At 71.0% G+C, this 24,182-nt stretch carries 25 protein-coding genes and 3 tRNA genes; 7 read left to right on the top strand and 21 right to left on the bottom strand.

Features of this window, described 5'->3' with window-relative positions:
• Positions 1 to 231: 231 nt before the first annotated feature.
• The 5 genes from ABZ396_RS20055 to ABZ396_RS20035 form a co-directional block, all read right to left on the bottom strand.
• Positions 232 to 660, bottom strand: coding sequence for a MaoC family dehydratase (locus tag ABZ396_RS20055; RefSeq protein WP_358924079.1), 429 nt, complete (start codon positions 658 to 660; stop codon positions 232 to 234).
• A 7-nt stretch (positions 661 to 667) separates the two neighbouring features.
• Positions 668 to 1,132, bottom strand: a complete 465-nt coding sequence (locus ABZ396_RS20050; RefSeq protein WP_358924077.1) for a MaoC family dehydratase N-terminal domain-containing protein — start codon at positions 1,130 to 1,132, stop codon at positions 668 to 670.
• Positions 1,133 to 1,249: 117 nt separating this feature from the next.
• Entirely contained in the window at positions 1,250 to 1,414 is a 165-nt protein-coding gene (gene rpmG / locus ABZ396_RS20045; protein ID WP_003948671.1) for a 50S ribosomal protein L33, read from the bottom strand.
• 90 nt (positions 1,415 to 1,504) lie between these two features.
• Positions 1,505 to 1,577, bottom strand: a tRNA-Met gene (locus ABZ396_RS20040).
• Between the two features lie 44 nt (positions 1,578 to 1,621).
• Positions 1,622 to 1,694 (bottom strand) — tRNA-Thr (locus ABZ396_RS20035).
• 266 nt (positions 1,695 to 1,960) lie between these two features.
• Here ABZ396_RS20035 and ABZ396_RS20030 point away from each other — a divergent pair.
• The gene (locus ABZ396_RS20030; RefSeq protein ID WP_358924075.1) at positions 1,961 to 3,235 is read left to right on the top strand and encodes an amidohydrolase family protein; all 1,275 of its coding nucleotides are present in this window, start codon (positions 1,961 to 1,963) and stop codon (positions 3,233 to 3,235) included.
• Between the two features lie 434 nt (positions 3,236 to 3,669).
• The gene (locus tag ABZ396_RS20025; protein WP_358926913.1) at positions 3,670 to 4,326 is read left to right on the top strand and encodes an SDR family oxidoreductase; all 657 of its coding nucleotides are present in this window, start codon (positions 3,670 to 3,672) and stop codon (positions 4,324 to 4,326) included.
• A 54-nt stretch (positions 4,327 to 4,380) separates the two neighbouring features.
• On the opposite strand, the gene ABZ396_RS20020 is transcribed toward ABZ396_RS20025, so the two are convergent.
• A complete protein-coding gene (locus tag ABZ396_RS20020) occupies positions 4,381 to 4,593 on the bottom strand; it encodes a hypothetical protein (RefSeq protein WP_358926914.1) in 213 nt (70 codons plus the stop codon).
• Between the two features lie 381 nt (positions 4,594 to 4,974).
• A tRNA-Tyr gene (locus ABZ396_RS20015) sits at positions 4,975 to 5,056 on the bottom strand.
• Between the two features lie 223 nt (positions 5,057 to 5,279).
• Here ABZ396_RS20015 and ABZ396_RS20010 point away from each other — a divergent pair.
• The gene (locus tag ABZ396_RS20010) at positions 5,280 to 5,768 is read left to right on the top strand and encodes a YajQ family cyclic di-GMP-binding protein (RefSeq protein WP_358926915.1); all 489 of its coding nucleotides are present in this window, start codon (positions 5,280 to 5,282) and stop codon (positions 5,766 to 5,768) included.
• A gap of 75 nt (positions 5,769 to 5,843) precedes the next feature.
• On the opposite strand, the gene ABZ396_RS20005 is transcribed toward ABZ396_RS20010, so the two are convergent.
• Positions 5,844 to 6,110 (bottom strand): GlsB/YeaQ/YmgE family stress response membrane protein, encoded by a 267-nt coding sequence (locus tag ABZ396_RS20005; protein ID WP_358926916.1) that lies wholly within the window; start codon positions 6,108 to 6,110, stop codon positions 5,844 to 5,846.
• Positions 6,111 to 6,298: 188 nt separating this feature from the next.
• Between ABZ396_RS20005 and ABZ396_RS20000 the strand changes: the two genes are divergently transcribed.
• A complete protein-coding gene (locus ABZ396_RS20000; protein WP_358926917.1) occupies positions 6,299 to 7,543 on the top strand; it encodes an amino acid permease in 1,245 nt (414 codons plus the stop codon).
• Between the two features lie 210 nt (positions 7,544 to 7,753).
• Here ABZ396_RS20000 and ABZ396_RS19995 read toward each other — a convergent pair whose 3' ends face one another.
• The 13 genes from ABZ396_RS19995 to ABZ396_RS19935 form a co-directional block, all read right to left on the bottom strand.
• Positions 7,754 to 8,320, bottom strand: coding sequence for an SMI1/KNR4 family protein (locus tag ABZ396_RS19995; RefSeq protein ID WP_358926918.1), 567 nt, complete (start codon positions 8,318 to 8,320; stop codon positions 7,754 to 7,756).
• 104 nt (positions 8,321 to 8,424) lie between these two features.
• Entirely contained in the window at positions 8,425 to 8,817 is a 393-nt protein-coding gene (locus tag ABZ396_RS19990) for a YccF domain-containing protein (protein WP_358926919.1), read from the bottom strand.
• Entirely contained in the window at positions 8,814 to 9,677 is an 864-nt protein-coding gene (gene htpX / locus ABZ396_RS19985; protein ID WP_358926920.1) for a zinc metalloprotease HtpX, read from the bottom strand. Before htpX ends, ABZ396_RS19990 begins: the two co-directional genes overlap by 4 nt.
• Before the next feature lie 222 nt (positions 9,678 to 9,899).
• Positions 9,900 to 11,423 (bottom strand): NADH-quinone oxidoreductase subunit N, encoded by a 1,524-nt coding sequence (locus tag ABZ396_RS19980; protein ID WP_358926921.1) that lies wholly within the window; start codon positions 11,421 to 11,423, stop codon positions 9,900 to 9,902.
• Positions 11,420 to 13,048 (bottom strand): NADH-quinone oxidoreductase subunit M, encoded by a 1,629-nt coding sequence (locus tag ABZ396_RS19975; protein WP_358926922.1) that lies wholly within the window; start codon positions 13,046 to 13,048, stop codon positions 11,420 to 11,422. Before ABZ396_RS19975 ends, ABZ396_RS19980 begins: the two co-directional genes overlap by 4 nt.
• 6 nt (positions 13,049 to 13,054) lie before the next feature.
• Entirely contained in the window at positions 13,055 to 15,049 is a 1,995-nt protein-coding gene (locus tag ABZ396_RS19970) for an NADH-quinone oxidoreductase subunit L (RefSeq protein ID WP_358926923.1), read from the bottom strand.
• Complete coding sequence (gene nuoK, locus ABZ396_RS19965; protein WP_358926924.1) at positions 15,046 to 15,423, bottom strand: NADH-quinone oxidoreductase subunit NuoK; 378 nt, start codon at positions 15,421 to 15,423, stop codon at positions 15,046 to 15,048. The genes ABZ396_RS19970 and nuoK overlap by 4 nt, the downstream gene beginning before the upstream one ends.
• Positions 15,423 to 16,064, bottom strand: a complete 642-nt coding sequence (locus ABZ396_RS19960) for an NADH-quinone oxidoreductase subunit J (protein WP_358926925.1) — start codon at positions 16,062 to 16,064, stop codon at positions 15,423 to 15,425. Before ABZ396_RS19960 ends, nuoK begins: the two co-directional genes overlap by 1 nt.
• Entirely contained in the window at positions 16,061 to 16,612 is a 552-nt protein-coding gene (locus tag ABZ396_RS19955; RefSeq protein WP_358926926.1) for an NADH-quinone oxidoreductase subunit I, read from the bottom strand. Before ABZ396_RS19955 ends, ABZ396_RS19960 begins: the two co-directional genes overlap by 4 nt.
• A gap of 2 nt (positions 16,613 to 16,614) precedes the next feature.
• The gene (locus tag ABZ396_RS19950) at positions 16,615 to 17,583 is read right to left on the bottom strand and encodes a complex I subunit 1 family protein (RefSeq protein ID WP_358926927.1); all 969 of its coding nucleotides are present in this window, start codon (positions 17,581 to 17,583) and stop codon (positions 16,615 to 16,617) included.
• Positions 17,580 to 19,160, bottom strand: coding sequence for an NADH-quinone oxidoreductase subunit C (locus ABZ396_RS19945; protein WP_359185227.1), 1,581 nt, complete (start codon positions 19,158 to 19,160; stop codon positions 17,580 to 17,582). The genes ABZ396_RS19950 and ABZ396_RS19945 overlap by 4 nt, the downstream gene beginning before the upstream one ends.
• Positions 19,157 to 19,756: an NADH-quinone oxidoreductase subunit B family protein gene (locus ABZ396_RS19940; RefSeq protein ID WP_358919090.1), complete on the bottom strand. Its 600-nt coding sequence runs from the start codon at positions 19,754 to 19,756 to the stop codon at positions 19,157 to 19,159. The genes ABZ396_RS19945 and ABZ396_RS19940 overlap by 4 nt, the downstream gene beginning before the upstream one ends.
• Positions 19,747 to 20,157 (bottom strand): NADH-quinone oxidoreductase subunit A, encoded by a 411-nt coding sequence (locus ABZ396_RS19935; protein ID WP_358919088.1) that lies wholly within the window; start codon positions 20,155 to 20,157, stop codon positions 19,747 to 19,749. Before ABZ396_RS19935 ends, ABZ396_RS19940 begins: the two co-directional genes overlap by 10 nt.
• Before the next feature lie 241 nt (positions 20,158 to 20,398).
• Here ABZ396_RS19935 and ABZ396_RS19930 point away from each other — a divergent pair, with 241 nt between their 5' ends.
• The 3 genes from ABZ396_RS19930 (at position 20,399) to ABZ396_RS19920 (ending at position 24,158) form a co-directional block, all read left to right on the top strand.
• Entirely contained in the window at positions 20,399 to 21,589 is a 1,191-nt protein-coding gene (locus ABZ396_RS19930) for a sensor domain-containing protein (RefSeq protein ID WP_358919086.1), read from the top strand.
• 186 nt (positions 21,590 to 21,775) lie between these two features.
• On the top strand, positions 21,776 to 23,155 hold the full coding sequence (locus ABZ396_RS19925) for a sensor domain-containing protein (RefSeq protein ID WP_358919084.1): 1,380 nt from the start codon (positions 21,776 to 21,778) through the stop codon (positions 23,153 to 23,155).
• 295 nt (positions 23,156 to 23,450) lie between these two features.
• Complete coding sequence (locus ABZ396_RS19920) at positions 23,451 to 24,158, top strand: response regulator transcription factor (RefSeq protein WP_358919083.1); 708 nt, start codon at positions 23,451 to 23,453, stop codon at positions 24,156 to 24,158.
• The last annotated feature ends 24 nt before the right edge of the window (positions 24,159 to 24,182 follow it).

Here is a 24,182-nt window from a genome sequence, read left to right as displayed (position 1 = left end):
AACTACGTCAAGGGGTCGTCGCCTGCGGACGGTTCAGGGGGGTCAGCCCGCCCCTGCCCCCTCGCCCGTGGACCCCTGCCGTGCCCCCCGGGGCAACGACACGTAAGGGGCGCCCCGCCATGGAGGGCACCCCTTACCGCAAGCACGCGCGGGCTCACTGCCGGCGCAGCTCGGCTCGAACTCGAGCGGCTCGGGCTCGGGCTCGGGCTCGGGCTCGGGCTCGGGCTCGGCTCAGCTAAGCCGTACAACCGCGCGCGACATGCCCAGCACCTTCTGCCCGGCGCTCATCGCCGTCAGGTCGACGCGCACGGTGTTGTCGTCGAGCTTGGCCGCGACCTTGCCGCTGACCTCGATCAGGGCGCCCTGGTCGTCGTTCGGGACGACGACGGGCCGGGTGAAGCGGACGCCGTACTCGGCGATCGCGCCCGGGTCGCCGGTCCAGTCGGTGACCACGCGGATCGCCTCGGCCATGGTGAACATGCCGTGCGCGATGACGTCCGGCAGACCCACCTCCTTGGCGAACTTCTCGTTCCAGTGGATGGGATTGAAGTCCCCGGAGGCACCCGCGTACCGCACCAGCGTGGCGCGGGTCACGGGAAAGGTCTGGGCGGGCAGTTCGGTGCCGACCTCGACATCCTCGTACGCGATCTTCGATGTCATCGGATCCTCACGCCTCGCCTTCTTCTGCGTCCGCCGCGCGGGCCACCAGCTTGGTCAGGGCGCTCACCACGAGTTCGCCCGCCTCGTCGTGGACGTCGCCGCGGATGTCGATGACGTCGTTGCCCGCGAGGGACTTGACGGCCTCGATCGTCGAGGTGACGGACAGCCGGTCGCCGGCACGCACCGGACGCCGGTAGGCGAACTTCTGGTCGCCGTGCACCACCCGGCTGTAGTCCAGGCCCAGCTGCGGGTCCTCGACGACCTGCCCGGCCGCACGGAAAGTGATCGAGAAGACAAACGTCGGCGGGGCGATCACGTCGGAATAGCCGAGCGCCTTGGCGGCCTCCGGGTCCGTGTACACGGGGTTGGGGTCGCCGACCGCCTCGGCGAACTCACGGATCTTCTCCCGGCCCACCTCGTAGGGCTCGGTGGGTGGGTAGGTCCGTCCCACAAAGGACTGGTCGAGCGCCATTGGCCCGGCACCTCCTGATGTCTGCTGTGATGCCCCACAAACTAGCGGGAAAGCCATCTGCCGAAACGCCGTGAGGCCGCCCCCGAGTCGGGGACGGCCTCACGAACGAGCCTGTTGTTATCGCGTCTCGCGGTGCGCGGTGTGCGCATTGCAACGCGGGCAGTGCTTCTTCATCTCAAGACGGTCCGGGTTGTTACGCCGGTTCTTCTTGGTGATGTAGTTCCGCTCCTTGCACTCCACGCAGGCCAGCGTGATCTTCGGGCGGACGTCGGTGGCAGCCACGTGAGTGCTCCTAAGACGAACGGATGGACTGATTCAACGCAAGCAAGAGTAGCCGATCGAAGGACCGACCCCGCAATCGGCTACTGTCAGTAGCGGTGACCGGACTTGAACCGGTGACACAGCGATTATGAGCCGCTTGCTCTACCGACTGAGCTACACCGCTTTGATGAGATCGGTCCCGCCTCGCGACGGGACCTCTCACACCAGAGCCCCAATACGGAATCGAACCGTAGACCTTCTCCTTACCATGGAGACGCTCTGCCGACTGAGCTATTGGGGCGAGCGATGAAGACATTACACGCTCGGCCGCCGTTCACCCAAATCCGTTTCCCGCCGCCCTACCGGGCCTCTTCCGCCCGGCTCACGGCAGCCTCCCTGGCCGCTCCAGGCGCTCCTCACGCGCGCGTACCGAACCGGTCCGGACCGGTCCGACGACGCCGGTACGACTATTGCGCTCCTCCCCGCCCCGCGCGGTTCGCCACCCTAGGCTCGACTCACTCTGCGTGATCTTGAGTCCCCCACCTGGACCGACCTTCCTGGAGCGCGATGCCCGACAGCCACCCGCAGCCGCCTTCGTCGTCGTCCAACTCCCCGGGTTCCTCGGGACAGTCCGAACCGACCGGGCTCCTGCTGTGCGGGGCGCGGCTCACCGACGGCCGGACCGTCGACGTACGGCTGGGCGGCGGACGCATCGAGGCGGTCGGTACGGCCGGCAGCCTGGCGCCGGGTGCGGCGCGCGCGTGCGGCGCGCGCGTGGACCTGAGCGGCTACCTCCTCCTCCCGGCCCCGGCCGAACCACACGCCCACGGCGACACCGCTCTCTCCGCCGGTCGCGGCGGCCCTGTCTCGTGCGAACCCGAGGACGTCCAGCGCCGCGCCACGGAGGCGGCACTGTTGCAGCTCGGCCATGGCGCGACGGCGGTACGTGCGCATGTGCGCGTGGGCGACGTCCAGGGGCTGGCGGCCCTTGCCGCCGTTCTCCAGGCGCGCCGCTCGCTGCGCGGGCTGGCGGAGCTGTCGGCGGTCGCAATGCCACGCGTGCTGACCGGGGTGGCCGGCGCCGAGGGGCTGGCGATACTGCGGGACGCCGCGAAGATGGGCGCATCCGTGCTGGGCGGCTGTCCTGACCTGGACCCCGATCCCACGGGCTATGCGGAGGCCGTGCTGGAGGTGGCCTCCGAGCATGGCTGCCCGGTCGATCTGCACACGGACGCCGTCGACCCGGCCCGACTGGCTAGGCTCGCGGCGATGGCGGGCGGCATGCGCCCCGGCGTGACACTCGGCCCGTGCGCCGGGCTCGCGCGCCTGCCCGGTGAGGCGGCCGCCCGGGTCGCGGACCAGCTCGCCGCGGCCGGCGTCACGGTGGTGTGCCTGCCCCAGGGCGGCTGCGGCTCCGTCGACCGGCGCGGCACGGCTCCGGTACGGCTGCTGCGCGGGGCCGGGGTGCGGGTCGCCGCAGGCAGCGGGGCCTTGCGCGACCTGTCGAACCCCGTCGGCCGCGGCGATCCCCTGGAGGCGGCCTACCTCCTGGCCTCCCGCCACGGCCTGCGCCCCGAGGACGCCTACGACACCGTGAGCTCCTCCTCCCGTGCTGCCCTCGGCCTTCCCGAGGTCCGCGTCGAGGCCGGCTTCCCCGCCGAACTCCTCGCCGTACGCGGCGACCACCTGGCCGGTGCCCTCTCCCTCGCCTACAGCCGGATCGTGGTGCACGAGGGGCGCGTGGTGGCACGCACGAGCGCGGTCCGCGAGTACTGCAACTCGGCGGCGACAGCGGAGCTGGGGCTGCCTCGGCAGGGGCGGGGGCGGGGGGACGTGTCCTGAGGGGGCGCCCGGGGCGGAGGCGCCGGGCGCTTATCTGGGGAGTGCGAGCGGGAGCGGGTAGCGGGCGTGGGCGAAGGGCCGGGCTCGTGGTGGTGGCAGTGCGGGGGCAGCGGCTCAGAGGCGGGCGCAGCTCCGGGGGGCGGGCGCGCGGCGGCGGACGCGGGCAGGCTCGCGAACTCCGGGCGGCGCGAACTCCGGGGGCCCGGGCGCCTGAGGCGCGCGCCTGGGCGTGGGCGCTGGGGCGTGGCGCTGGGGGCGTGTCGGGAGCGCGGGCGCCGGTGTGCGGGTGAGTGCGCGGGAGCGCGCGGCGCAGAGGAGCGTGTCCACGGGGGGCTCGAACCCCTACCTCTGGCGCTCGACGGGACCTGCGCGGGCGCGTGGGGGCACATGAAGTCGTGCGGCGGATGCGGGCCTTCGGGCGTACGGTCGGAAACATGCGCATTGTCATCGCTGGTGGTCATGGTCAGATCGCGCTGCGGTTGGAGCGACTGCTCTCCGCGCGTGGGGACGAGGTCGCGGGAATCATCCGGAAAGCCGAGCAGGGCGACGATCTGCGGGCAGCCGGTGCCGAACCGGTGCTGCTCGACCTGGAGTCGGCGTCGGTCGAGGAGGTCGCGGCTCATCTGCAGCGAGCGGACGCGGCGGTGTTCGCGGCGGGCGCGGGCCCGGGCAGCGGCCCGGCCCGCAAGGAAACGGTGGACAAAGGCGCGGCGGTGCTGTTCGCGGACGCGGCCGTGCGCGCGGGCGTGCGCCGTTTCGTGGTCGTCTCGACGATGGGCGCGGATCCGGCGCACCAGGGTGACGGGGTCTTCGACGTGTATCTGCGGGCCAAGGGCGAGGCCGACGCGTACATCAGCCGGCAGAGCGCCCTGGACTGGACGATCCTGCGCCCCGGTTCGCTGACGAACGAGCCGGGCACGGGCCTGGTGCGTCTGGAGGCGCACACGGGCCCGGGTGAAATCCCGCGCGACGACGTGGCCGCCGTACTCGCGGAGTTGGTAGACACGGTGGCGACAGCCGGTCTGACCCTGGAGCTGATCAGCGGCTCGACGCCGATCCCGGTGGCCGTGAAGTCGGTGGCCGGGAACTGAAGTCGCCGCCCGGCCGTTGGGACTTGTGACGGTGACGGCGGCCGGGCGGAGCTCTCAGAAGAGCGGCAGCTGCCCGGGAAAGTCCGGCACGGCGTGACCGTCCAACGACGGCTGGACCGCCCCGAGTTGGGCCTGCCGCCGCGAGCCCGAGCAGGAGACCAGGTCGCCGGTCTCCCGCGCCCCGGGCGGGTCGTGCCGTGCGAAGCGTCCCGCGACGACAGCGATTTCGCGGCGGCAGACCGGACAGGTTCTACGTCGGGAGGACATGCGTTCAGTGTGCCCGGGGGTGTGGCACACGTACCGGGGGCCGTGGGGGCCCAAGGACGGCTGATCCGGATGTCCCCGGTGTCGGTGGTGCGGGCCCCGGTAGCGCGGTGTCGTCATCCCCTCGGTCCGGCCCGCCTCCACGTCCTCGTGGAGCACCGATTGGATCACCGGCCGGGTCATTGGCCGGGTCGCTGGCTGGGTCGCTGGCTGCAACCGTGAGTCGGCCGGGTGCAGATTTTCCATTCGCCGGGATGACACGCCCTCAGAAGCGCGCCCCGACGCCGCTGCACGCCACGTCTCCACTCGACGTACCCCCATGACAGAACGAAAAGACCCCCTCCGGTCTGTGTTTCCACAGTCCAGAGGGGGTCTTCCCCGAAGTGGCGGCGCCAGGATTCGAACCTGGGAAGGCTGAGCCGGCAGATTTACAGTCTGCTCCCTTTGGCCGCTCGGGCACACCGCCGGGGTCTGCCACCAAGTCGAACCGCTTTCGGCGGTGCTTCCTGGCAACGACGTAAACAATACCCGATCCCGAGGGCTGCTCCGCCACCCGATTGATCCGCGCTCGCGAGACGTGGGGTGGCTAGGCTAGTGCGGATGCGGCCCGGTCCCCACACCAGGCGCGGCCCGCCGTCGCGCGCCGGAACGCATCCCGTTACGCCCCCCGATACAAGGAGCCACAGGACATGGCCGACTCCAGTTTCGACATCGTCTCGAAGGTCGAGCGGCAGGAGGTCGACAACGCCCTCAACCAGGCCGCCAAGGAGGTCTCGCAGCGCTATGACTTCAAGGGCGTGGGCGCCTCGATCGCCTGGTCCGGCGAGAAGATCCTGATGGAGGCGAACTCCGAGGAGCGGGTCAAGGCGATCCTCGACGTCTTCCAGTCGAAGCTGATCAAGCGCGGCATCTCGCTGAAGGCGCTGGACGCTGGTGAGCCGCAACTCTCCGGCAAGGAGTACAAGATCTTCGCGTCGATCGAGGAGGGCATCTCCCAGGAGAACGCGAAGAAGGTCGCGAAGGTCATCCGCGACGAGGGCCCCAAGGGTGTGAAGGCCCAGGTCCAGGGCGACGAACTGCGCGTCAGCTCCAAGAACCGCGACGACCTCCAGGCCGTGATCACGCTCCTGAAGGGCCAGGACTTCGACTTCGCACTCCAGTTCGTGAACTACCGGTAGTCACCATCGGCCGAGGTACGAGAAGGGTGGGCACCAGGGCGCCCACTCTTCTCCTCTGCCGGCCGTGGCCGGGGCTCAGTCGCGCGAATTGCCGAACAGGAGGCGGTAGACGATCAGCAGGACCAGCGAGCCGCCGATCGCCGCCAGCCAGGTCGCGCCGTCGTAGAAGTTCTTGGTGATGGGGTGGTCCAGCCAGCGGGCCGATATCCAGCCGCCGAGGAACGCGCCCACTATGCCGATGAGGGTCGTGCCGATGAAGCCGCCCGGGTCGCGTCCCGGCAGCAGGATTTTGGCGATGGCGCCGGCCAACAGCCCCAGGATGATCCAACCGATGATGCCCATGCCCTGAACCTGCCCTTCCGCGCTGTGTTCGCACTGTTCCGGCCCTGTGATTTTGTTCTGGGCCGACTGTGCCGGACAGGCTGTCCGAGCCATCCGCAGGTGGCCGTCGCGCGTCTGTTCGTGCTCTGTCGTTGACGAGGACGCCACGGCGATACCGCGCGGTTGCGGCGATCAGTAGGGTGCGGCGCATGACGTCCTCCCCTCCCGGTTTGCGGCGCACGCTCGGTGTGCGCGACGCCGTGGTCGTCGGCCTCGGCTCGATGATCGGGGCCGGTGTGTTCTCGGCCCTGGGCCCGGCGGCCCGCGCGGCCGGGTCGGGGCTGCTGCCCGGGCTGGCCGTCGCCGCCCTGGTCGCCTACTGCAACGCCATGTCCTCGGCCCGTCTCGCCGCCCGCTACCCGCAGTCGGGCGGCACCTACGTGTACGGGCGGCAGCGGCTCGGTGCCTTCTGGGGATACCTCGCGGGCTGGGCGTTCGTCGTCGGGAAGACGGCGTCCTGCGCGGCGATGGCGCTCACCGTGGGCGCGTATGTCTGGCCGGGGCAGGCGCACGCGGTGGCGGTCGCGGCGGTGGTGGCGCTGACCGCTGTGAACTACGGGGGTATCCAGAAGTCGGCCTGGCTGACACGGGTGATCGTGGCCGTCGTGCTGGCGGTCCTCGCTTCCGTGGTGGTCGTGTGCCTGGCGTCCGGGCGAGCGGACGCCGGGCGGCTGGACATCGGGCTGTCATCGGGTGTGGGCGGGGTGCTTCAGGCCGCCGGTCTGCTGTTCTTCGCGTTCGCCGGGTACGCGCGGATCGCGACCCTCGGCGAGGAGGTGCGGGACCCGGCGCACACCATCCCGCGCGCGATTCCGCTGGCCCTGGGTATGGCGCTGGTGGTGTACGCGTGCGTGGCGGTGGCCGCACTCTCCGTGCTGGGCGCCGACGCGCTGGGACGGGCCGGGGCGCCGCTGGCCGACGCGGTGCGGGCGGCCGGGGTGCCGGGGCTGGTGCCCGTGGTGCGGGTGGGGGCGGCGGTGGCCGCGCTCGGCTCGCTGCTGGCGCTCATCCTGGGGGTGTCACGGACCACGCTGGCCATGGCCCGTGACGGCCATCTGCCCCCGGCGCTGGCCGCCGTGCATCCGCGTTTCCAGGTGCCGCACCGCGCCGAGCTGGCCGTCGGCGTGGTGGTCGCCGTGGCGGCGGCGACGGTGGACGTCCGGGGCGCCATCGGATTCTCCTCCTTCGGTGTGCTGGCGTACTACGCGGTGGCCAACGCCTCGGCCTGGACACTCGATCCGGCCCCCCGTGCGCGTGTGGTTCCGGTGGTGGGGCTGCTGGGCTGTGCGGCGCTCGCCTTCGCGCTGCCGGTGGTGTCGGTGGCCACAGGAGCGGCCGTGCTGGCCGTGGGTGCGGTGGCGTACGCCGTACGGCGGTGGATAGCGGCCCGGTAGCCGGCGGCCGCGTCTGTCACGTACGGCGGCGAGCGCTGACTCGGCGGGCGACGACTCGGTGAGCGGTCACGCGATGGGCGCCGGCTCGGTGGGCGGTCACGGCGGGCTGTGGCCTGAAGCCTGCGGTGGAGAGCACGCCACGGCAGGCGGCGAGCGCGCTCAGGAGGGCCGATTCTCAGGAGAGACCTGGTCTCTCAGAAGACCTGTCTCTCAGGAGGCCCGCCCCGGAGCCGTGCGTATCCGGAAGTCGTCCCACGGCGCCAGATCCGTGCCCTCGTCCGTCTCCTCGTACCAGCCCGTGCCGTTCAGCCAGACGCACAGCCAGTCGGTGAGGGAGGGCGCGTCCACGAACCAGGCGCAGTCGGCACCGTCGGCGTTCGGCTCGTAGAGCAGGACCGCGGCCTCCGGGATGCGGCAGTCCACGCACGCATACATACCGCAGCCCCAGTGGGATATGGGCAGGACGCCCTCCGGCCAGGGCCACTCCGGGTTCCTGCGGCCGTACTCGCGGTTGGTGAGGTACTGGGCGACGGCGGCCGGTTCGCCGGAGGGGGCGGCGTCGAGCAGGGGCAACAGGCCGTACGACGGGCCGAAGCCTCCGTCGCCCACCTGCTCGTAGAGCGCGGCGAGGAGAGGTGGCAGAGAGAAGCCGAGGGCCTCCCGAGCGCGGTCGAGCGTGGTGGCGTCGACGGGCGCGGGGAGCGAAGGCCAGCCCCACGGACGGAAGTCGCGGGCCTGCACGGTCACCCGTGTCAGCAACTGCTCGATCTCGGTCATGGCTTCATGATGCAGGCCGCCACTGACATTTGCGGCGGCCTGTGGACAACCCCGGCCCGGGTGCGGGCCTGTGGACAACTCGCGCGCCACGAGGTGACGTGTGGTCAGCGGGTGGCGAACGGCTGGTCCGTGGGCACGATCTCGCGTCCCAGCGGGAGCAGGGAGACGGGGATCAGCTTGAAGTTGGCGATACCGAACGGGATCCCGATGATCGTCAGGCACATCGCGATACCGGTGACGATGTGGGCGAGGGCCAGCCACCAGCCCGCGAGGACCAGCCACAGGACGTTGCCGACACAGGAGGGAGCGCCCGCGTCCCGCCGCTCGACGGTCGTGTACCCGAAGGGCCACAGGGCGTAGACAGCGATACGGAAGGCCGCCAGGCCGAACGGGATGCCGATGATCGTGACGCAGAGGAGCACGCCCGCCAGCAGGTAGCCGAGGAACAGCCAGAAGCCGCTCAGTACGAGCCAAATGACGTTCAGGATGGTCTTCACTGCGGGCGACCTGCCATTTTCTCTAGCCGGGCGATCCGCTCCGCCATGGGCGGGTGCGTGGAGAACATCTTGGTCAGTCCCTGGCCCGGGCGGAAGGGGTTCGCGATCATCATGTGGCTCGCGGTCTCGATCCGTGGCTCGGGGGGCAGCGGAAGCTGCTTGGTGCCGGCATCCAGCTTGCGCAGAGCGCTGGCCAGGGCGAGCGGGTCGCCGGTGAGCTGGGCGCCGGAGGCGTCCGCCTCGTACTCCCGGGAGCGGCTGATGGCGAGCTGGATGATGGTGGCGGCGAGCGGGCCCAGGATCATGATCAGCAACATGCCGAGGATGCCGGGGCCGTCGTCGTCGTCCGAGCGGCCGATCGGGATCAGCCAGGCGAAGTTGACCAGGAACATGATCACCGAGGCGAGGGCGCCGGCGACCGACGAGATGAGGATGTCGCGGTTGTAGACGTGGCTGAGCTCGTGGCCGATGACGCCGCGCAGTTCGCGCTCGTCCAGGATGCGCAGGATGCCCTCGGTGCAGCACACGGCGGCGTTGCGAGGGTTGCGGCCGGTCGCGAAGGCGTTCGGGGCCTCCGTCGGGGAGATGTAGAGGCGGGGCATGGGCTGGCGGGCCTGGGTGGAGAGTTCGCGGACCATCCGGTACAGGGCCGGGGCCTCGAACTCGCTCACCGGGCGGGCGCGCATCGCGCGTAGAGCCAGCTTGTCGCTGTTCCAGTACGCGTACGCGTTCGTACCGAGGGCGACGAGGACCGCGACGATCAGACCCGTTCGGCCGAAGAGGCTGCCGATGACGATGATGAGTGCCGACAGTCCCCCGAGGAGAACTGCGGTCCTGAGCCCGTTGTGCCGGCGGTGCACGGTACGCCCTCCAAGTCGTGCGGCAGGGGAACCCTTTGCCTGCGGTGCTGCCTTTCGATCTGCGATGCCACCGGTGTCGTGGTGTCACGTCCAGTGGACCCTCCCGCACTGGTCAACGCCAGGCGGCGGCCACTAGTTCCCTTGTGTCCGCTGTGCGCCGCGTGAGCCGTCCGGGTGAGAGCCGCGCCTACGCGCGCGTGATGGCCCGCGCGCGTGAAGGCGTCAGAACAGGCCGGTGGCGGCGAAGCGGAGCACCAGTTGGGGCGCTCCGGACAGGGCGACGCCTAGGGCGCCGGTGAGGGCGAGCGCGGCCGTGAGGGGGGCCGGCAGGTGGTGCCTGGTGGTCTCGCCTTCGGGGGCGCGGAACAGCAGGGCCGTCCACTGGAGGTAGTAGTAAAGGGCGATCACGACGTTGACGGCCATGACGACGGCCAGCCAGCCGAGGCCCGCGTCGACGGCAGCCGAGAAGACGGTGACCTTGGCGAACAGTCCGATGATGCCGGGCGGGAGTCCGGCCAGGCACAGCAGGAAGAACGCCAGGAGCAGTGCGGTCAGCGGGTTCTTGCGGTACAGGCCCCGGTAGTCGGAGAGCCGGTTGAGTTCCTTCGTTCGGCCTACCAGGGCGGCCACCGCGAAGGCGCCGAGGTTCACTGCCGCGTACATGAGGGCGTAGGCGACGGTGGAGCCGATGGCCTTCTGGGGGTTCTTGGCGTATCCGGCGGCGGCGATCGGCACGAGCAGATAGCCGGCCTGGCCCACCGATGACCAGGCCAGCAGCCGTACCGCGCTGTACGCGCGCGTGGCCTGCTGGCGCAGGGCTGCGACGTTGCCGACGGTCATGGTGAGGGCGGCCAGGGCGGCGAGTGCGGGGCCCCAGACGTCGGCGTATGACGGGAAGGCTACGACGGTGACCAGGATCAGGCCGGAGAAGCCGACGGCCTTGCCGACGACCGACAGGTAGGCGGCGATGGGGAGCGGGGCGCCGACGTAGGTGTCGGGGACCCAGAAGTGGAACGGGACGGCGGCTGTCTTGAACGCGAAACCCACAAGGGTGAGGACGACACCCGTTTGGGCGAGGGTGTGCAGCTGGCCGTCGACGTGCTGGATGCGGTCGGCGACCTGGGTGAGGTAGAGGCTGCCGGTGGTGGCGTACACGAAGCTGACGCCCAGGAGGCTGACGGCGGTCGCGGTCACCGAGGACAGGAAGAACTTGAGGGCGGCTTCCGAGGACCTCCTGTCGCCGTGCCGGATGCCGACGAGGGCGAAGGCGGGCAGGGAGGCGACCTCCAGGGCGACGATCAGGGTGGCGAGGTCGCGGGAGGCGGGCAGCAGGGCGGCGCCGGCGGCCGCGGAGAGCAGCAGGAACCAGAACTCGCCTTGGGGATAGCGGCGGTTGCCGTCCTTCAGGGTGGTGACGGACAGCAGGGCCGTGAGCAGGGCGCCGCCGAGCACCAGGAACTGCACGACCAGGGTGAACCGGTCGGCCGTGTAACTGCACGCGCGCGTGAGGCCCGTCAGGCAGAAGGTGCTGCGGTCGTGGGCCAGGAGCGGCAGCAGCAGGACGGTGGCCGCGGCGAGTCCGGCGACCGAGACCCAGCCGAGGAGCGGCTTTCTGGCCTCGGGCACGAACAGGTCGGCGACCAGGACGGCGAGTGCGACGACAGCGGGAAGGGTGGGCGGGGCGATGGCGAGCCAGTCGACGGACTGGACGAGGTTCGTGGCCAGCGGCTGGGCCAGGGCGCTCATCGGGTGCCTCCTGCGAGGAGCTGCTGCACGGCCGGGTCGGTCAGCCCGAGCAGGGCCTTGGGCCACAGTCCGGCGACGACGGTGAGGGCGACGAGCGGGGTCCAGGCCGCGAACTCGTAGGTGCGGACGTCCGCCAGCTTCGGCATGTCCTGCGGTACGGCGCCCATGCAGACGCGGCGGACCACGGCCAGCATGTACGCGGCCGTCAGCAGGGTGCCGAAGGCCGCGATCGCCATGAAGGTGAGGAAGGCGGGGCGGCTGAGGTCGGCGGCGGGCTTGAACGCGCCGAACAGGGCGAGCATCTCGCCCCAGAACCCGGCGAGTCCGGGCAGTCCGAGCGAGGCGACGGCGGCGAAGGCGAGGAGGCCGCCGAGGCGCGGTGCCTTGCCGTACAGCGCGGCGCCGGTTTGGAGGCGATCCGGCGCGGCGGAGCGGCTTGTTGAGGGGTGGTGGTCGGGCGCCGGGAGGGCCAGGGTGTCGAGGTCGGTGGTGCCGGTGCGGTCCTTGAGGCCGCCGACCAGGAAGAACAGCAGGCCGGTGATGAGGCCGTGGGCGATGTTGGCGAACAGGGCGCCGTTGACGCCGGTCGGGGTCATGGTGGCGATGCCGAGCAGGACGAAGCCCATGTGGCCGACGGAGGAGTAGGCGATCAGGCGCTTGAGGTCGCCCCGCGCGCCCCGTTTGGCCAGGTTCAGGCAGGCCAGTGAGCCGTAGATGATCCCGACCACGGCGAGGGCGGCGAGGTACGGCGCGAAGGTGCGGAATCCGTCCGGCGCGATCGGCAGCAGGATACGAACGAACCCGTACGTACCCATCTTCAGCAGGACACCGGCCAGCAGGACCGAGCCGACGGTGGGAGCGGCGGTGTGGGCGTCCGGCAGCCAGCTGTGCAGGGGCCACATCGGGGTCTTGACGGCGAGCCCGATCCCGATCGCCAGAGCAGCGATGACCTGTACGGATGTAGTCAGTGACCGGCCGTTGTCAGTGGCGAGTGCCACCATGTCGAACGTGCCCGCCTTGATTCCGATCAGGAGCAGGCCGAGCAGCATGACGACGGACCCGAGCAGGGTGAAGAGGATGAACTTCCAGGCGGCCTGGGTCCGCCCCTCGCCGCCCCAGCGGGCGATGAGGAAGTACATCGGGATGAGGACCATCTCGAACGCGAGGAAGAACAGCAGCAGGTCGAGGACGGCGAAGCTCGCGAGGGTGCCGGACTCCAGGACGAGCAACAGTGCGACAAAGGCCTTCGAGGAAGGGCCCGCAGGCATGTTGAAGTACGAGTAGAGCGCGCAGAGGAAGGTCAGCAGCGCGGTGAGGACCACGAGGGGGAGGGAGATGCCGTCGATGCCGAGGTGGATGCGCACGTCGAGTGCGGGGATCCAGCTGATGTCGGTCGTGGCCTGCATCCTGGACGGATGGTCGTGGTCGAAGCCGAGCGCTAGGACGAGCGCGGCGATGAGGATCGCCCCGGTCACGGTCACGCCGTGGCGGAGCACGGCCTGCTCGGGTGACTTCCCCTTCAGCCCGGGCGGGGCGGGGAGCAGGGCGGCGACGGCGCCGAGAAGCGGGCCTACGACGATCAATGCCAGAAGGAACTGCATCACGGACTCGCTGATATTGATCACGCCTGCTCACACTCCCGTGGCGACGAGGAGGACGGCGACCGCCAGGACGACAGTGCCGGCGAGCAGCGCGCTCACATAGGTCTGGACGTTGCCGGTCTGGGCGCGCCGTACGGCGGCGCCGAGCAGCCGTGGTGCGGCGGCCGCGCCGCGGACGTAGGTGTCGACGACCTCGCGGTCGAGGAACTGGACGAGACTCGCCGCGGCCAGGACCGGGCGGACGAACAGCACGTCGTACACGGCGTCCAGGTGGAACCCTTCGGCGGCGTGCCGGCGGAGCGGGCCGAGCAGCAGCCGGCCGGGGTCCGCCGGGTCGGGTGCGTAGGCCACGTCGCCGAACGCGGGCTCGTGGGCTGCGATGGCCTCGGCCTCGACCAGTCCGGCATCGCCCTCGGGGTGCGCGGCGACGGCCCCGATCGGGGAGCGGGCGGCCAGCACCCTGGTGCGCTGCCATGCGCCGTAGGTGACGAGTCCGCCGACGAGCGCGAGGCCGGTGCCGAGAATCGTGGTGGTCGGGGTCGGGGTGAGGTCACGGCCGTCGAACCAGCCGGGCAGCGACCGGTAGGCGAACCCGCCGAAGGCGACGGACGGGACGGCCAGGACCCACAGCACCACGGTCATGGACAGCGGCTGCCTGCCGTGGTCCGGAGCCTCGGTGCCCCGGCCCCGGAAGGCGAGCAGCCACAACCGGGTCGCGTAAGCGGCGGTGAGCAGGGCGGTGACCAGGCCGGCGACGAGGACGATCCAGCCGGCGCTGCCGGGTGCGTGCGCGGTGTGGCCGGTGGCCGCGTGCTCGGCGGCACCCAGGACGGACTCCTTGGAGAAGAAGCCGCTGAAGGGCGGGATCGCGGCGAGCGCGAGAAGCGCCACGGTCATCGTCCAGTAGGCGTCCGGGACACGTTCGCGAAGGCCGGAGGTGCGGGACATGACGGCCAGCGAGTTGGTGCCGGCCGCGTGGATGATCACGCCGGCCGCGAGGAACAGCAGCGCCTTGAAGGCGCCGTGGGACAGGAGGTGGAAGACGGCGGCACCGCGGTCGCCGACGGCGAGGGCGCCGGTCATGTAGCCGAGTTGGCCGATCGTCGAGTAGGCGAGCACGCGCTTGATGTCGTCCTGGGCGAGTGCGGCGAGGGCCGAACCGACCATCGTGACGGCGCCCATGACGGCGAGGACGATCATCACGGCCGCGCTGGCCTCGAAGACGGGAAGGAGACGGGCGACGAAGTAGACCCCGGCGGCGACCATCGTGGCGGCGTGGATCAGTGCGGAGACGGGGGTGGGGCCCGCCATGGCGTCGGGGAGCCAGGTGTGCAGCGGGAACTGGGCCGACTTGCCCGCCACACCGCACAGGAGCAGCAGGGCGACCAGGGCCGGGTGGTGCAGTCCGCCGTTCGCGACGGTGCCGAGGATGGTGGTGATGCGGAAGGACCCGGCGTCGGTGGCGAGCGCGAACAGGCCGATCAGGAACGGCACGTCGCCGAGCTTGGTGACCAGGAAGGCCTTGACGGAGGCGGCGCGCGCTTCGGGGGTCTCCCAGTAGTGGCCGACCAGGAAGTAGGAGCAGATGCCCATGACTTCCCAGCCGACCAGTAGCACGATCAGGTCGCCGGAGTAGACGACCAGCAGCATCGCGGAGGTGAAGAGCGAGACGAGGGCGGCGTACGAGGGGTAGCGAGGGTCGTCGCGCAGGTAGCCGGTCGAGTAAATCTGCACACAGACGGCGACGAAGACGACCAGGACGGCGACCAGGGCGGCGAAGCCGTCGATGTGCAGGGCGAGTTCGATCGGGACCGAGCCGGTCGGGGTGAGCTGGGTGTGGGCGTCGACGGCCCGGTCGCCGGCCTGGTCGACGGCGACCGCGATGGCCAGCGCGAGTGCGGCCAGCGTCGGCAGGACCGCGAGCGGACGGACGAAGCCGGGGGCCGTGCGCCCCACGAGCAGGCCGGCCGCGGCGGCCAGGAACGGCAGGAGGGGGACGAGGACGGCGAGGTTGGTCGTGGTCACCCGGTGGCCTCAGCCTTCTCGTCGGCCGTCCCGTCCGTGGGCGTGCCCTGCTCGTGGCCCTCGGCGGTGTCGCGGAGCCGGTCGATGTCGGAGCTGCCGCGGCTGCGGTAGACGGCGAGGACGATCGCCAGGCCGATGCCGATCTCGGCGGCGGCGATGGCGATGGTGAAAAGGGTCAGCGCCTGACCGGAGTGCAGGGTGTCCCGGGCGGCCTTGCTCAGCCAGACGTCGAAGGCGACGAGGTTGAGGTTGACGGCGTTGAGCATCAGCTCGACCGACATCAGGACCAGGATCGCGTTGCGGCGGCCCAGGACGCCGTACAGGCCGGTGCAGAAGAGGAGGGCGGAGAGGACGGCGGGATAGGCGAGGTGCATCAGCGGGCGCCTTCCTGCTCGATCGGGTGAATCCCCGAATCCGTGACGGAGGGGGAACTCTGCGTGACGGCCCGGCCGTTCACAGGGGGCGGGGCCGAGTCCGCCTTCGTCTTCCGAGACAGGACGATCGCGCCGACCAGGGCCGCGAGGAGGAGTACGGAGAGGGCCTCGAAGGGCAGGACCCAGTTCTGGAAGAGGCTCTCACCGGTGACCTTCGTCGAACCGGCGGCGGCGCCGTCCAGGTCGATCCAGGTGGTGCGGAAGGCGTCCACGACCACCCAGACCAGGGCGGCCGCGGCGGCCACGGCGACGGCCAGCGCGGCCCAGCGGTTCCCGGAGTCGGCGTCCGGGGACCGGCCGATCGGGGCCTTGGTGAGCATCAGACCGAAGAGAAGGAGGACGACTACGGAACCCACATAGATGAGGACCTGCACCCAGGCGATGAACTCGGCGGTGAGCAGCAGGTATTCGACGGCGAGACCACCGAGGGTGACCACCAGCCACAGGGCGGCGTGCACCAGCCGTCGGGTGGTGACCGTGACGAGGGCGGCGCCGAAGGTGACCAGGCCGACGAGGAGAAAGGCGATCTCCACCCCGGTCGGGGACAGGAAGCCGTGCGGCGCCTGGGCGAGGAAGGTCACGACTCCCCCTCCCCCGGCTCGGCCTGGGCGGCGGCGAGCTTCTCGGCGGTCTTTCGGGCGGCGGCGATCTCCTTCGGTTCCTCCGCGCCGGGGTCGAGAGCGGGCGGGGCCGGGACCGTCCACATCCACTCGCGGAGCTTGTCGCGTTCGTGGGTGAGGTCACGGATGTCGGTCTCGGCGTACTCGAACTCCGGGGACCAGAACAAGGCGTCGAAAGGACAGACCTCGATGCAGATACCGCAGTACATGCACAGGGAGAAGTCGATGGCGAAGCGGTCCAGGACGTTGCGGCTGCGTTCGCGGCCGCCCGGGGCCGCCGCCGGGACGGTCTCCTTGTGGGAGTCGATGTAGATGCACCAGTCGGGGCACTCACGGGCGCAGAGCATGCAGACCGTGCAGTTCTCCTCGAACAGGCCGATCACACCGCGGGTGCGGGGCGGGAGCTCGGGCAGGGCGTCCGGGTACTGCTCGGTGACCGATTTCCGGGTCATCGTGCGCAGGGTGACGGCCAGGCCCTTGGCGAGGCCACTGCCGGGAATGGGGGCCACGGTTAGGAGATCACCACCTTGACGATGCCGGTGAGGGCGATCTGGGCGAGAGAAAGGGGGACGAGGAGAGTCCAGGAGAACTTCTGCAGCTGGTCCTCGCGCAGGCGGGGATAGGTCACGCGGAGCCAGATCACGACGAAGGCGAGGAGCGCCGTCTTCAGCAGGGTCCACAGCCAGCCGAGGCCGTCGGCTCCCCAGGGGCCGTGCCAGCCGCCCAGGAAGAGAACGGTGGTCAGACCGCACAGGACGACGATCCCGGCGTACTCGGCGAGCAGGAACAGGGCGAAGCGCAGGCCGGTGTACTCGGTGTACGCGCCGAAGATGATCTCCGTGTCTGCGACGGGCATGTCGAAGGGGGGCCGCTGGAGTTCCGCAAGGCCGGCGACGAAGAAGACCAGGCCTCCGATGATCTGCCAGGGCACCCACCACCAGTGGAAGGCGCCGACGATGCCCGGCAGGGAGACCGTGCCGGCCGCCATCGCCACGGAGGCGGCAGCGAGCAGCATGGGGAGTTCGTAGGCGAGGAGTTGGGCCGCGGTGCGCAGGCCGCCGAGGAGGGAGTACTTGTTGGCACTGGCCCAGCCGGCCATGAGCGAGCCGAGGACACCGATGCCCATCACGGCCAGCACGAAGAACACACCGGCGTCCAGGACCTGGCCGACGGCACCGTCGCCGGGGCCGATCGGGATGGCGAGCAGCACGAGCAGATACGGGAGGAGTGCCACCGCGGGCGCCAGCTGGAAGATACGGCGGTCCGCGCCCGCCGGGACCACATCCTCCTTCTGCACGAACTTCACGCCGTCGGCGATCAGCTGGGCCCAGCCGTGGAAGCCACCGGCGTACATCGGGCCGAGGCGGCCCTGCATATGGGCCATCACCTTGTGCTCGGTCTGACCGACGATCAGGGGGAAGGTGAGGAAGACGACGAACACGGCGAGGAGTCGCAGGGCGACGTCCAGAGCGTCGTTCACTGCGGGCCTCCTGAGCGGTCGTCGTGGGGGGCGGGTTGTTGGGCGGGGGCGTTGTCCGGGGCTGGGGCTTCAGGGCTGGGGGGAGCGTCGGGGGCGGGTGCCTCGGAGGCCGGCGCCTCGGGGGCCGGTGCCTCGGGGGCAGCGTCAGCGGCTGAGGGGTTGGGGGAGTCGGGGGGTGAGGCCTCGGGTCCGGCGTTCTCGGCGGCCTCGGCGTCTTCGACGGTCCCGGGGGCCTCGCGGGTCCCGGCGTTTCCGGGAGCCTCGGGGGCAGCAGGCTTCGACTCGGCCGACTCCGGTGCAGTCGGCGCGGGCGTAGCCGACTCAGACCCGCCTGGCTCCTCCACGGTCGGCTCCCCCTCCAGCGTCGGCTCCCCCACCGTCGGCTCGCCCGCCCCCGGCGTCTCGGCCTCGGGCCCGCGTGCCTCTGTCGGTTCGGCCGACGTAACCCGCCGTTCTTCGTCTCCGGGTTCGTCGAAGGCCGGGCGGGCGTGGTGCCACGGTGCGTCGGCCCTGCGTGGGGTCGCGGGGCGGGCCGGGGTGGCCGGTTCTGCCTGCGGTGCCGTCTCCTGCGCGCGCTGCGACGCGGAGCCATCGGAGGCAGGACGTGCCCGACGCGGCCCCCGGGGAGCGGCGGCCGTCGGCTCTTCCGCCCGGGCGGTGTCGTCTGCTGTGGATGCCTCCGGCTGCGAGGCGGACCCCTTGGTCGCACTCGCGGCCCTGGGCGGAGCCGTCGGCGGCTGCTCCGCAGGGGTGGCCCGCTGGGAAGCGGACCCTTCGCTCGCGCTGCGGGCCCGGCGCGGGGTGGCCGTCGGCTGCGCCTCGGCGGCAGCCGCCTCCGCCGCAGGCGCCGGCCCCGCCGCGTCCCCCGCGCCGACCGCCTGGCTGGCCGAGCCCTCCGCTGCCGTGCGGGAGCGCCGTACCGGGCGCTCGCCGGGCGTGCGGGCCGGGCGTTCGCCGGCGGAGCGGCCCGCCGCAGCTCGGGCCGGGCGGGCGGGGGCAGGGGGGAGCTGGCCTTTCAGGGGGCCCCATTCGTTGGGGTCGGGGACGCCTGGGGGGAGCATCTGGCGGCGCCGGGGGCCGCCGTGGTCGGACTCGCCGGGTTCCTTGGCGCCCGGCCAGGCCTTGGCGACGCGGGCCGCCAGCACGAAGTCCTTGCGGAGGGGGTGACCCTCGAAGGTTTCCGGGAGGAGGAGATGGTCCAGGCCGGGGTGGCCGGAGAAGCGGACGCCGAACATCTCGTGGGTCTCGCGTTCGTGCCAGCGGGCGCCCGCGTAGACGTCGACGGCGGACGGGAGTTCGGGGGCGGAGTGCGGCACGGTCGTACGCAGGAGCAGGCGGCGGACCGGGGTGAGGGCGACGAGGTGGGCGGAGACGCGGAAGCCGGTGCCGGGTTCGTCGACCGCGCTGAGCCAGTCGAAGAAGGTGCAGCTCAGGGTCGTACGAGCGGTCTCGAGGGCGGCGAGCCAGGAGGAGGGAGGGACGTCGACCGTGAGGATCTCGTAGGACTCCTCGGCCGTGGAGTCGGGGCCGAAGAGTTCCTCCACGGGGGCGGGGAGCCAGCCGGTGGGGGCCGTCATCGTGGGCCCCCTTCGGCGGCCGGGGCCGGCGGCCGCACCAGGCCGCTCTGGAGGGCCGCGGCGGACGGGCGGGGGGTGTCGTAACGCTCGCCCAGGGACTCCGCCGCGATCTTCTCCTGGAGTTTGAGGATGCCCTGGAGGAGGGCTTCGGGGCGCGGCGGGCAGCCGGGGACGTAGACGTCGACGGGGATGATCTGGTCGACGCCCTTGGTGACGGAGTAGGAGTCCCAGTAGGGGCCGCCGCAGTTGCTGCACGCGCCGAAGGAGATGACGTACTTGGGCTCAGGCATCTGCTCGTACAGGCGTTTGACCGCCGGGGCCATCTTGTCGGTGACCGTGCCCGAGACCACCATCAGGTCGGCCTGGCGGGGGCCCGGCGCGAAGGGGATCACCCCGAGGCGGATGAAGTCGTGGCGGGCCATCGACGCGGCGATGAACTCGATCGCGCAGCAGGCGAGGCCGAAGTTGAAGACCCAGAGCGAGTATCGGCGTCCCCAGTTGAGGACGACCTTCATCGGCTCGGGGGCGAGACGGGCCAGCGCGCCCAGCCGTTTCGGTTCCGGGAGCAGCACAGGCTCCGACGGCGTCACGTCCATGTCAGGACGCCCTTCTTGTATGCGTACAGCAGGCCGACGGCGAGGAAGCCGAGGAAGACGAACATCTCCACGAGCGTGGTGGCGCCGTAGCCGGGGGCGGCGAAGACCGTCGCCCAGGGGAACAGGAAGATCGAGTCGACCGCGAAGATGACGTAGAGGAAGGCGTAGACGTAGTAGCGGACCTGGGTGTGCGCCCAGCCCTCGCCGACGGGGTCGACACCGCATTCGTAGGTCAGGAGTTTCTCGGGCGTGGGGACCACTGGCCGCAGCAGCCGGCCGGCTCCGAAGGCGGCGGCGACGAAGAGCACGCCGAGGAGGGTCAGCAGTCCTACGACCGAGTAGGACGCGAAGTAGTCCGCGGCGACGACCACGGTCGGCTCACCACTCACCGTCTCCCACATCGTCCGTCCCCTCACTCCCTCGACAGACAACGGGCCTGGACCCGGCCCCGCGTCGTAACCTCAGTCAACTCTTGATTCGACGATCTGTACGCACGGGAGTCTAGGCCCTGATAAAGACACGGTAAGCAGCAAGTCACACGAGGAGACCCGACACCGGCCGCGACTGGTGGGGTTTTCCCCAGGGTGCCCCGGGCGGCGAACTCCATGGCGCTGCGCCACGGCACACGGCACGCTGGCGCATATGACCGCACCCGTACCCCGATCCCGCAGCCTGGCCGACGGCGGAGAAGACCGCGACCGGCTGCGTCCCGTCCGCTTCGCCTACGACGGTCACACCTGGAAGGAGATCGCGCACCTTCTGCTGAACCTGCCGATATCGGTGTTCGGCTTCATCTATGTGTTCACGTCGGTGTGCGTGAGCGGCGTGCTGACGATCACGGTGGTCGGCATCCCTCTGCTCGCCGGCACGCTGCTGGGCGCCCGGCAACTGGGGAAGCTGGAGCGGGCACGCGCGCGTGCGCTGCTCGGGGTGCGGGTGGAGGAGCCGACTCCGATGCCGTTGGCCAAGCGGGGTGCGGGCACTCAGCGGCTGTGGATGGCGCTGAAGGATCCCGTGGGCTGGCGGACGCTGCTGTACGACTTCATCCGGCTGCCCTGGGGCATCCTCACGTTCTGCATCGTGCTGACGTCATTGTTCGTGCTGTGGCCGGTGCTGCCGTTCATCGCGCGCGGGCTGGCGAACGCGGACCGGGCGATGGTCCGGGGTCTGCTGTCGCCCTCCGACGAGCTGGAGCGCCGGATCGCCGAACTGGAGTCGGACCGGGGGGTCGTGGTGGACAGGGCCGCCGCCGACCTGCGGCGCATCGAACGGGACCTGCACGACGGCGCGCAGGCCCGTCTCGTCAACCTCGCCATGGGCCTCGGTCTGGCGAAGGAGAAGCTGCTGGAGGATCCCGACGGGGCCGCCGCGATGGTCGAGGAGGCGCACGGCGAGGTGAAGCTGGCCCTGCGGGAGCTCAGGGACCTCGCCCGGGGCATCCACCCGGCGGTGCTGACCGACCGGGGGCTGGACGCGGCGCTGTCCTCGGTCGCCTCGCGCTGCACGGTACCGGTCCAGGTGACCGCCGACCTGCCGTACAGACCGGCGCCCGCGATCGAGGGCATCGCCTATTTCACCGTCTCCGAGCTGCTGCAGAACGTCAGCAAGCACAGCGGGGCGCGCAGTGCCTCGGTCGAGGTGTGGCGCGCCGACGACCGGCTGCTGATCCAGGTACGGGACGACGGGCGCGGCGGCGCGAGCCTGCACGGCGGCACCGGGATGCGCGGGCTCGCCGATCGGCTGGGCGCGGTGGACGGCGTGTTCGTCGTCGACTCACCGGCCGGCGGTCCCACGACGGTCACCGCCGAGCTGCCCTGGCGCGACCGGTCGTAGCGGAGAAAGCAAAGAGGAGAGGGGGAGAGGGAGAAGGAGAAAGTGGCGGGGGTGGGGAAAACCCCCCGTTCAGGATGCCGACGGCCTCCATGGTCCGTGGACCTGCGGCACAGCAGGGTGGAGGTACGGCAGGGACAGGCCTGACGGGACGAGCTGCGACAGCACAGGACGGACGGGACGGCGCCGATGGCCACGGAGTACGGGCACGGGCACGGATACGGGTACGAGCAGGACCACGGGTACGGGCTGGACCAGGGGGACGGCTACGGCCCGTACGGGGAGCGTCGGCATCGGGTGCCGGCCGTGCTGCGGGCGCCCTTCGAGGCGCGCAGCTGGCGTGAGTTCGCCTATGTGCTGCTGGGCTTTCCGATCGGCGTCGCGCTGTTCGTGTGGACCGTGACGATGCTGTCCGTCGGCGTCGGTCTGCTGGTGACCTTCATCGGGATCCCGCTGCTGGCGGCTGCTCTCGCCGGTTGCCGGGGCTTCGGGGCGCTGGAGCGGGCGCGGGCGCGCGGGCTGCTGGGCCTGGAGGTGGCCGACCCGGAACCGTTGCGGATGCGCAAGCCCGGGTTGATGGCGTGGATCGGCGCCGTACTGAAGAGCGGCACGTCATGGCGTCATCTGCTGTACGCGGTCCTCCAGTTCCCCTGGTCGACGTTCTCCTTCGTCGTCGCGCTCAACTTCTGGGCGTACGGCTGGGCCCTGCTGACGTACCCGCTGTGGTTCTGGGTCTTGCCGATGTACGCCGGGCAGGACGGTCTCCAGCTCTACGGCGACGCGCATCACAGCGTCTACCTCGACAACCCGTTCGAGATCACCGTGACCGCTCTGGTGGGGCTGCTGTTCACGCTGGCCACCCCGTGGATCGTGCGGGCGCTGACGCTGGTGGACCGGCTGATGGTGCACGGGCTTCTCGGGCCCTCGAAGCTGGCGTCACGGGTGGTGGAGCTGGAGTCCGACCGGGGGGTGGTCGTCGACACGGCCGCGGCCGACCTGCGGCGCATCGAGCGGGATCTGCACGACGGGGCGCAGGCCCGGCTGGTGGCGCTGGCCATGGATCTTGGGCTGGCGAAGGAGAAACTGCGGGAGGATCCGCAGGTCGCCGCGCGGATGGTGGACGAGGCACACGGCGAGGTGAAGACCGCGCTGCAGGAGTTGCGGGACCTGGCCCGGGGGATCCATCCCGCGGTGCTCACCGACCGGGGGCTGGACGCGGCGCTGTCGGCGGTGGCCTCGCGGTGCACGGTGCCGGTGCAGGTGGAGGTCGACCTGGCGGAGCGGCCGGCGGCGGCGATCGAGGGGATCGCGTACTTCACGGTGTCCGAGCTGCTGCAGAACATCAGCAAGCATGCGCGGGCGAGTGCGGCGGCGGTGGATGTGTGGCGGAGCGATGACCGGTTGATGTTGCAGGTCGTGGACGACGGGGTGGGGGGTGCGGACACGACGAAGGGGTCGGGGCTGGCGGGGCTGGCCGAGCGGCTCGACGCGGTCGACGGGATCCTGGTGGTGGACTCGCCGGTGGGTGGGCCTACGCGGGTGACGGCGGAACTGCCCTGGCGGGGCTGAGGGCGCGGATTTCCGCCCCCTCCGCCCTTACCCGTCCCATCACCAGGGGGCACCAGGGGGCACCAGGGGGCACCAGGGGGGCTCGGCCCCCTTCGACCCCGCGTCGGTCTGAAGAGCCTCGTCCTCAAACGCCGGACGGGCCGGACAGGGCTGCGGAGCGGCGCTCGTCCTCGGTCGCCGGACGCACGATGCCCGACGCCGGACGCCGGACGCGCTGATTTGACTCGTCTCCTCTCATGACCCCGACACGCTCCGACCCGAATGCTGGAATGCTGGTCTTCCGGACAGGGCAGGCATGTACGCCGGACGGGGTGTGGGGGGCCGGGAGATCGTGGAGGACAGGGTGCGGGTGGTCATCGCCGAGGATTCCGTGCTGCTCAGAGAGGGGCTGACCCGGCTGTTGACCGACCGCGGACTTGACGTCGTCGCGGGCGTCGGTGACGCGGAGGCGCTGGTCAAGACCATCGCCGATCTCGACGCGCAGGGTGCGATGCCGGACGTGGTGGTGGCGGACGTGCGGATGCCGCCGACGCACACCGACGAGGGGGTGCGAGCCGCCGTACGGCTGCGGAAGGCGCATCCGCGGCTCGGGGTGCTGGTGCTGTCGCAGTACGTGGAGGAGCGCTACGCCACCGAACTGCTGGCCGGGTCCAGCCGGGGCGTGGGCTATCTGCTGAAAGACCGGGTCGCCGAGGTGCGGGAGTTCGTGGACGCGGTTGTGCGGGTCGCCGAGGGCGGTACCGCGCTGGACCCCGAGGTGGTCGCGCAGCTGCTCGGCCGCAGCCGTAAGCAGGACGTGCTGGCCGGGCTGACCCCGCGGGAGCGGGAGGTGCTGGGGCTGATGGCCGAGGGGCGGACGAACTCGGCGATCGCACGGCAGTTGGTCGTGAGCGACGGAGCCGTCGAGAAGCACGTCAGCAACATCTTCCTCAAGCTGGGGCTGTCCCAGAGTGAGGGGGACCACCGGCGCGTTCTGGCCGTTCTGACCTATCTGAACTCCTGACGGGGCCGACACCGTGTCGGAGCC

The sequence above is a fragment of the Streptomyces sp. NPDC005866 genome (genome assembly GCF_040629895.1).
Lineage (GTDB): Bacteria > Actinomycetota > Actinomycetes > Streptomycetales > Streptomycetaceae > Streptomyces.
Note: the sequence above shows the minus strand (reverse complement) of the source record. Positions and strands in the feature narration are given on the sequence as shown.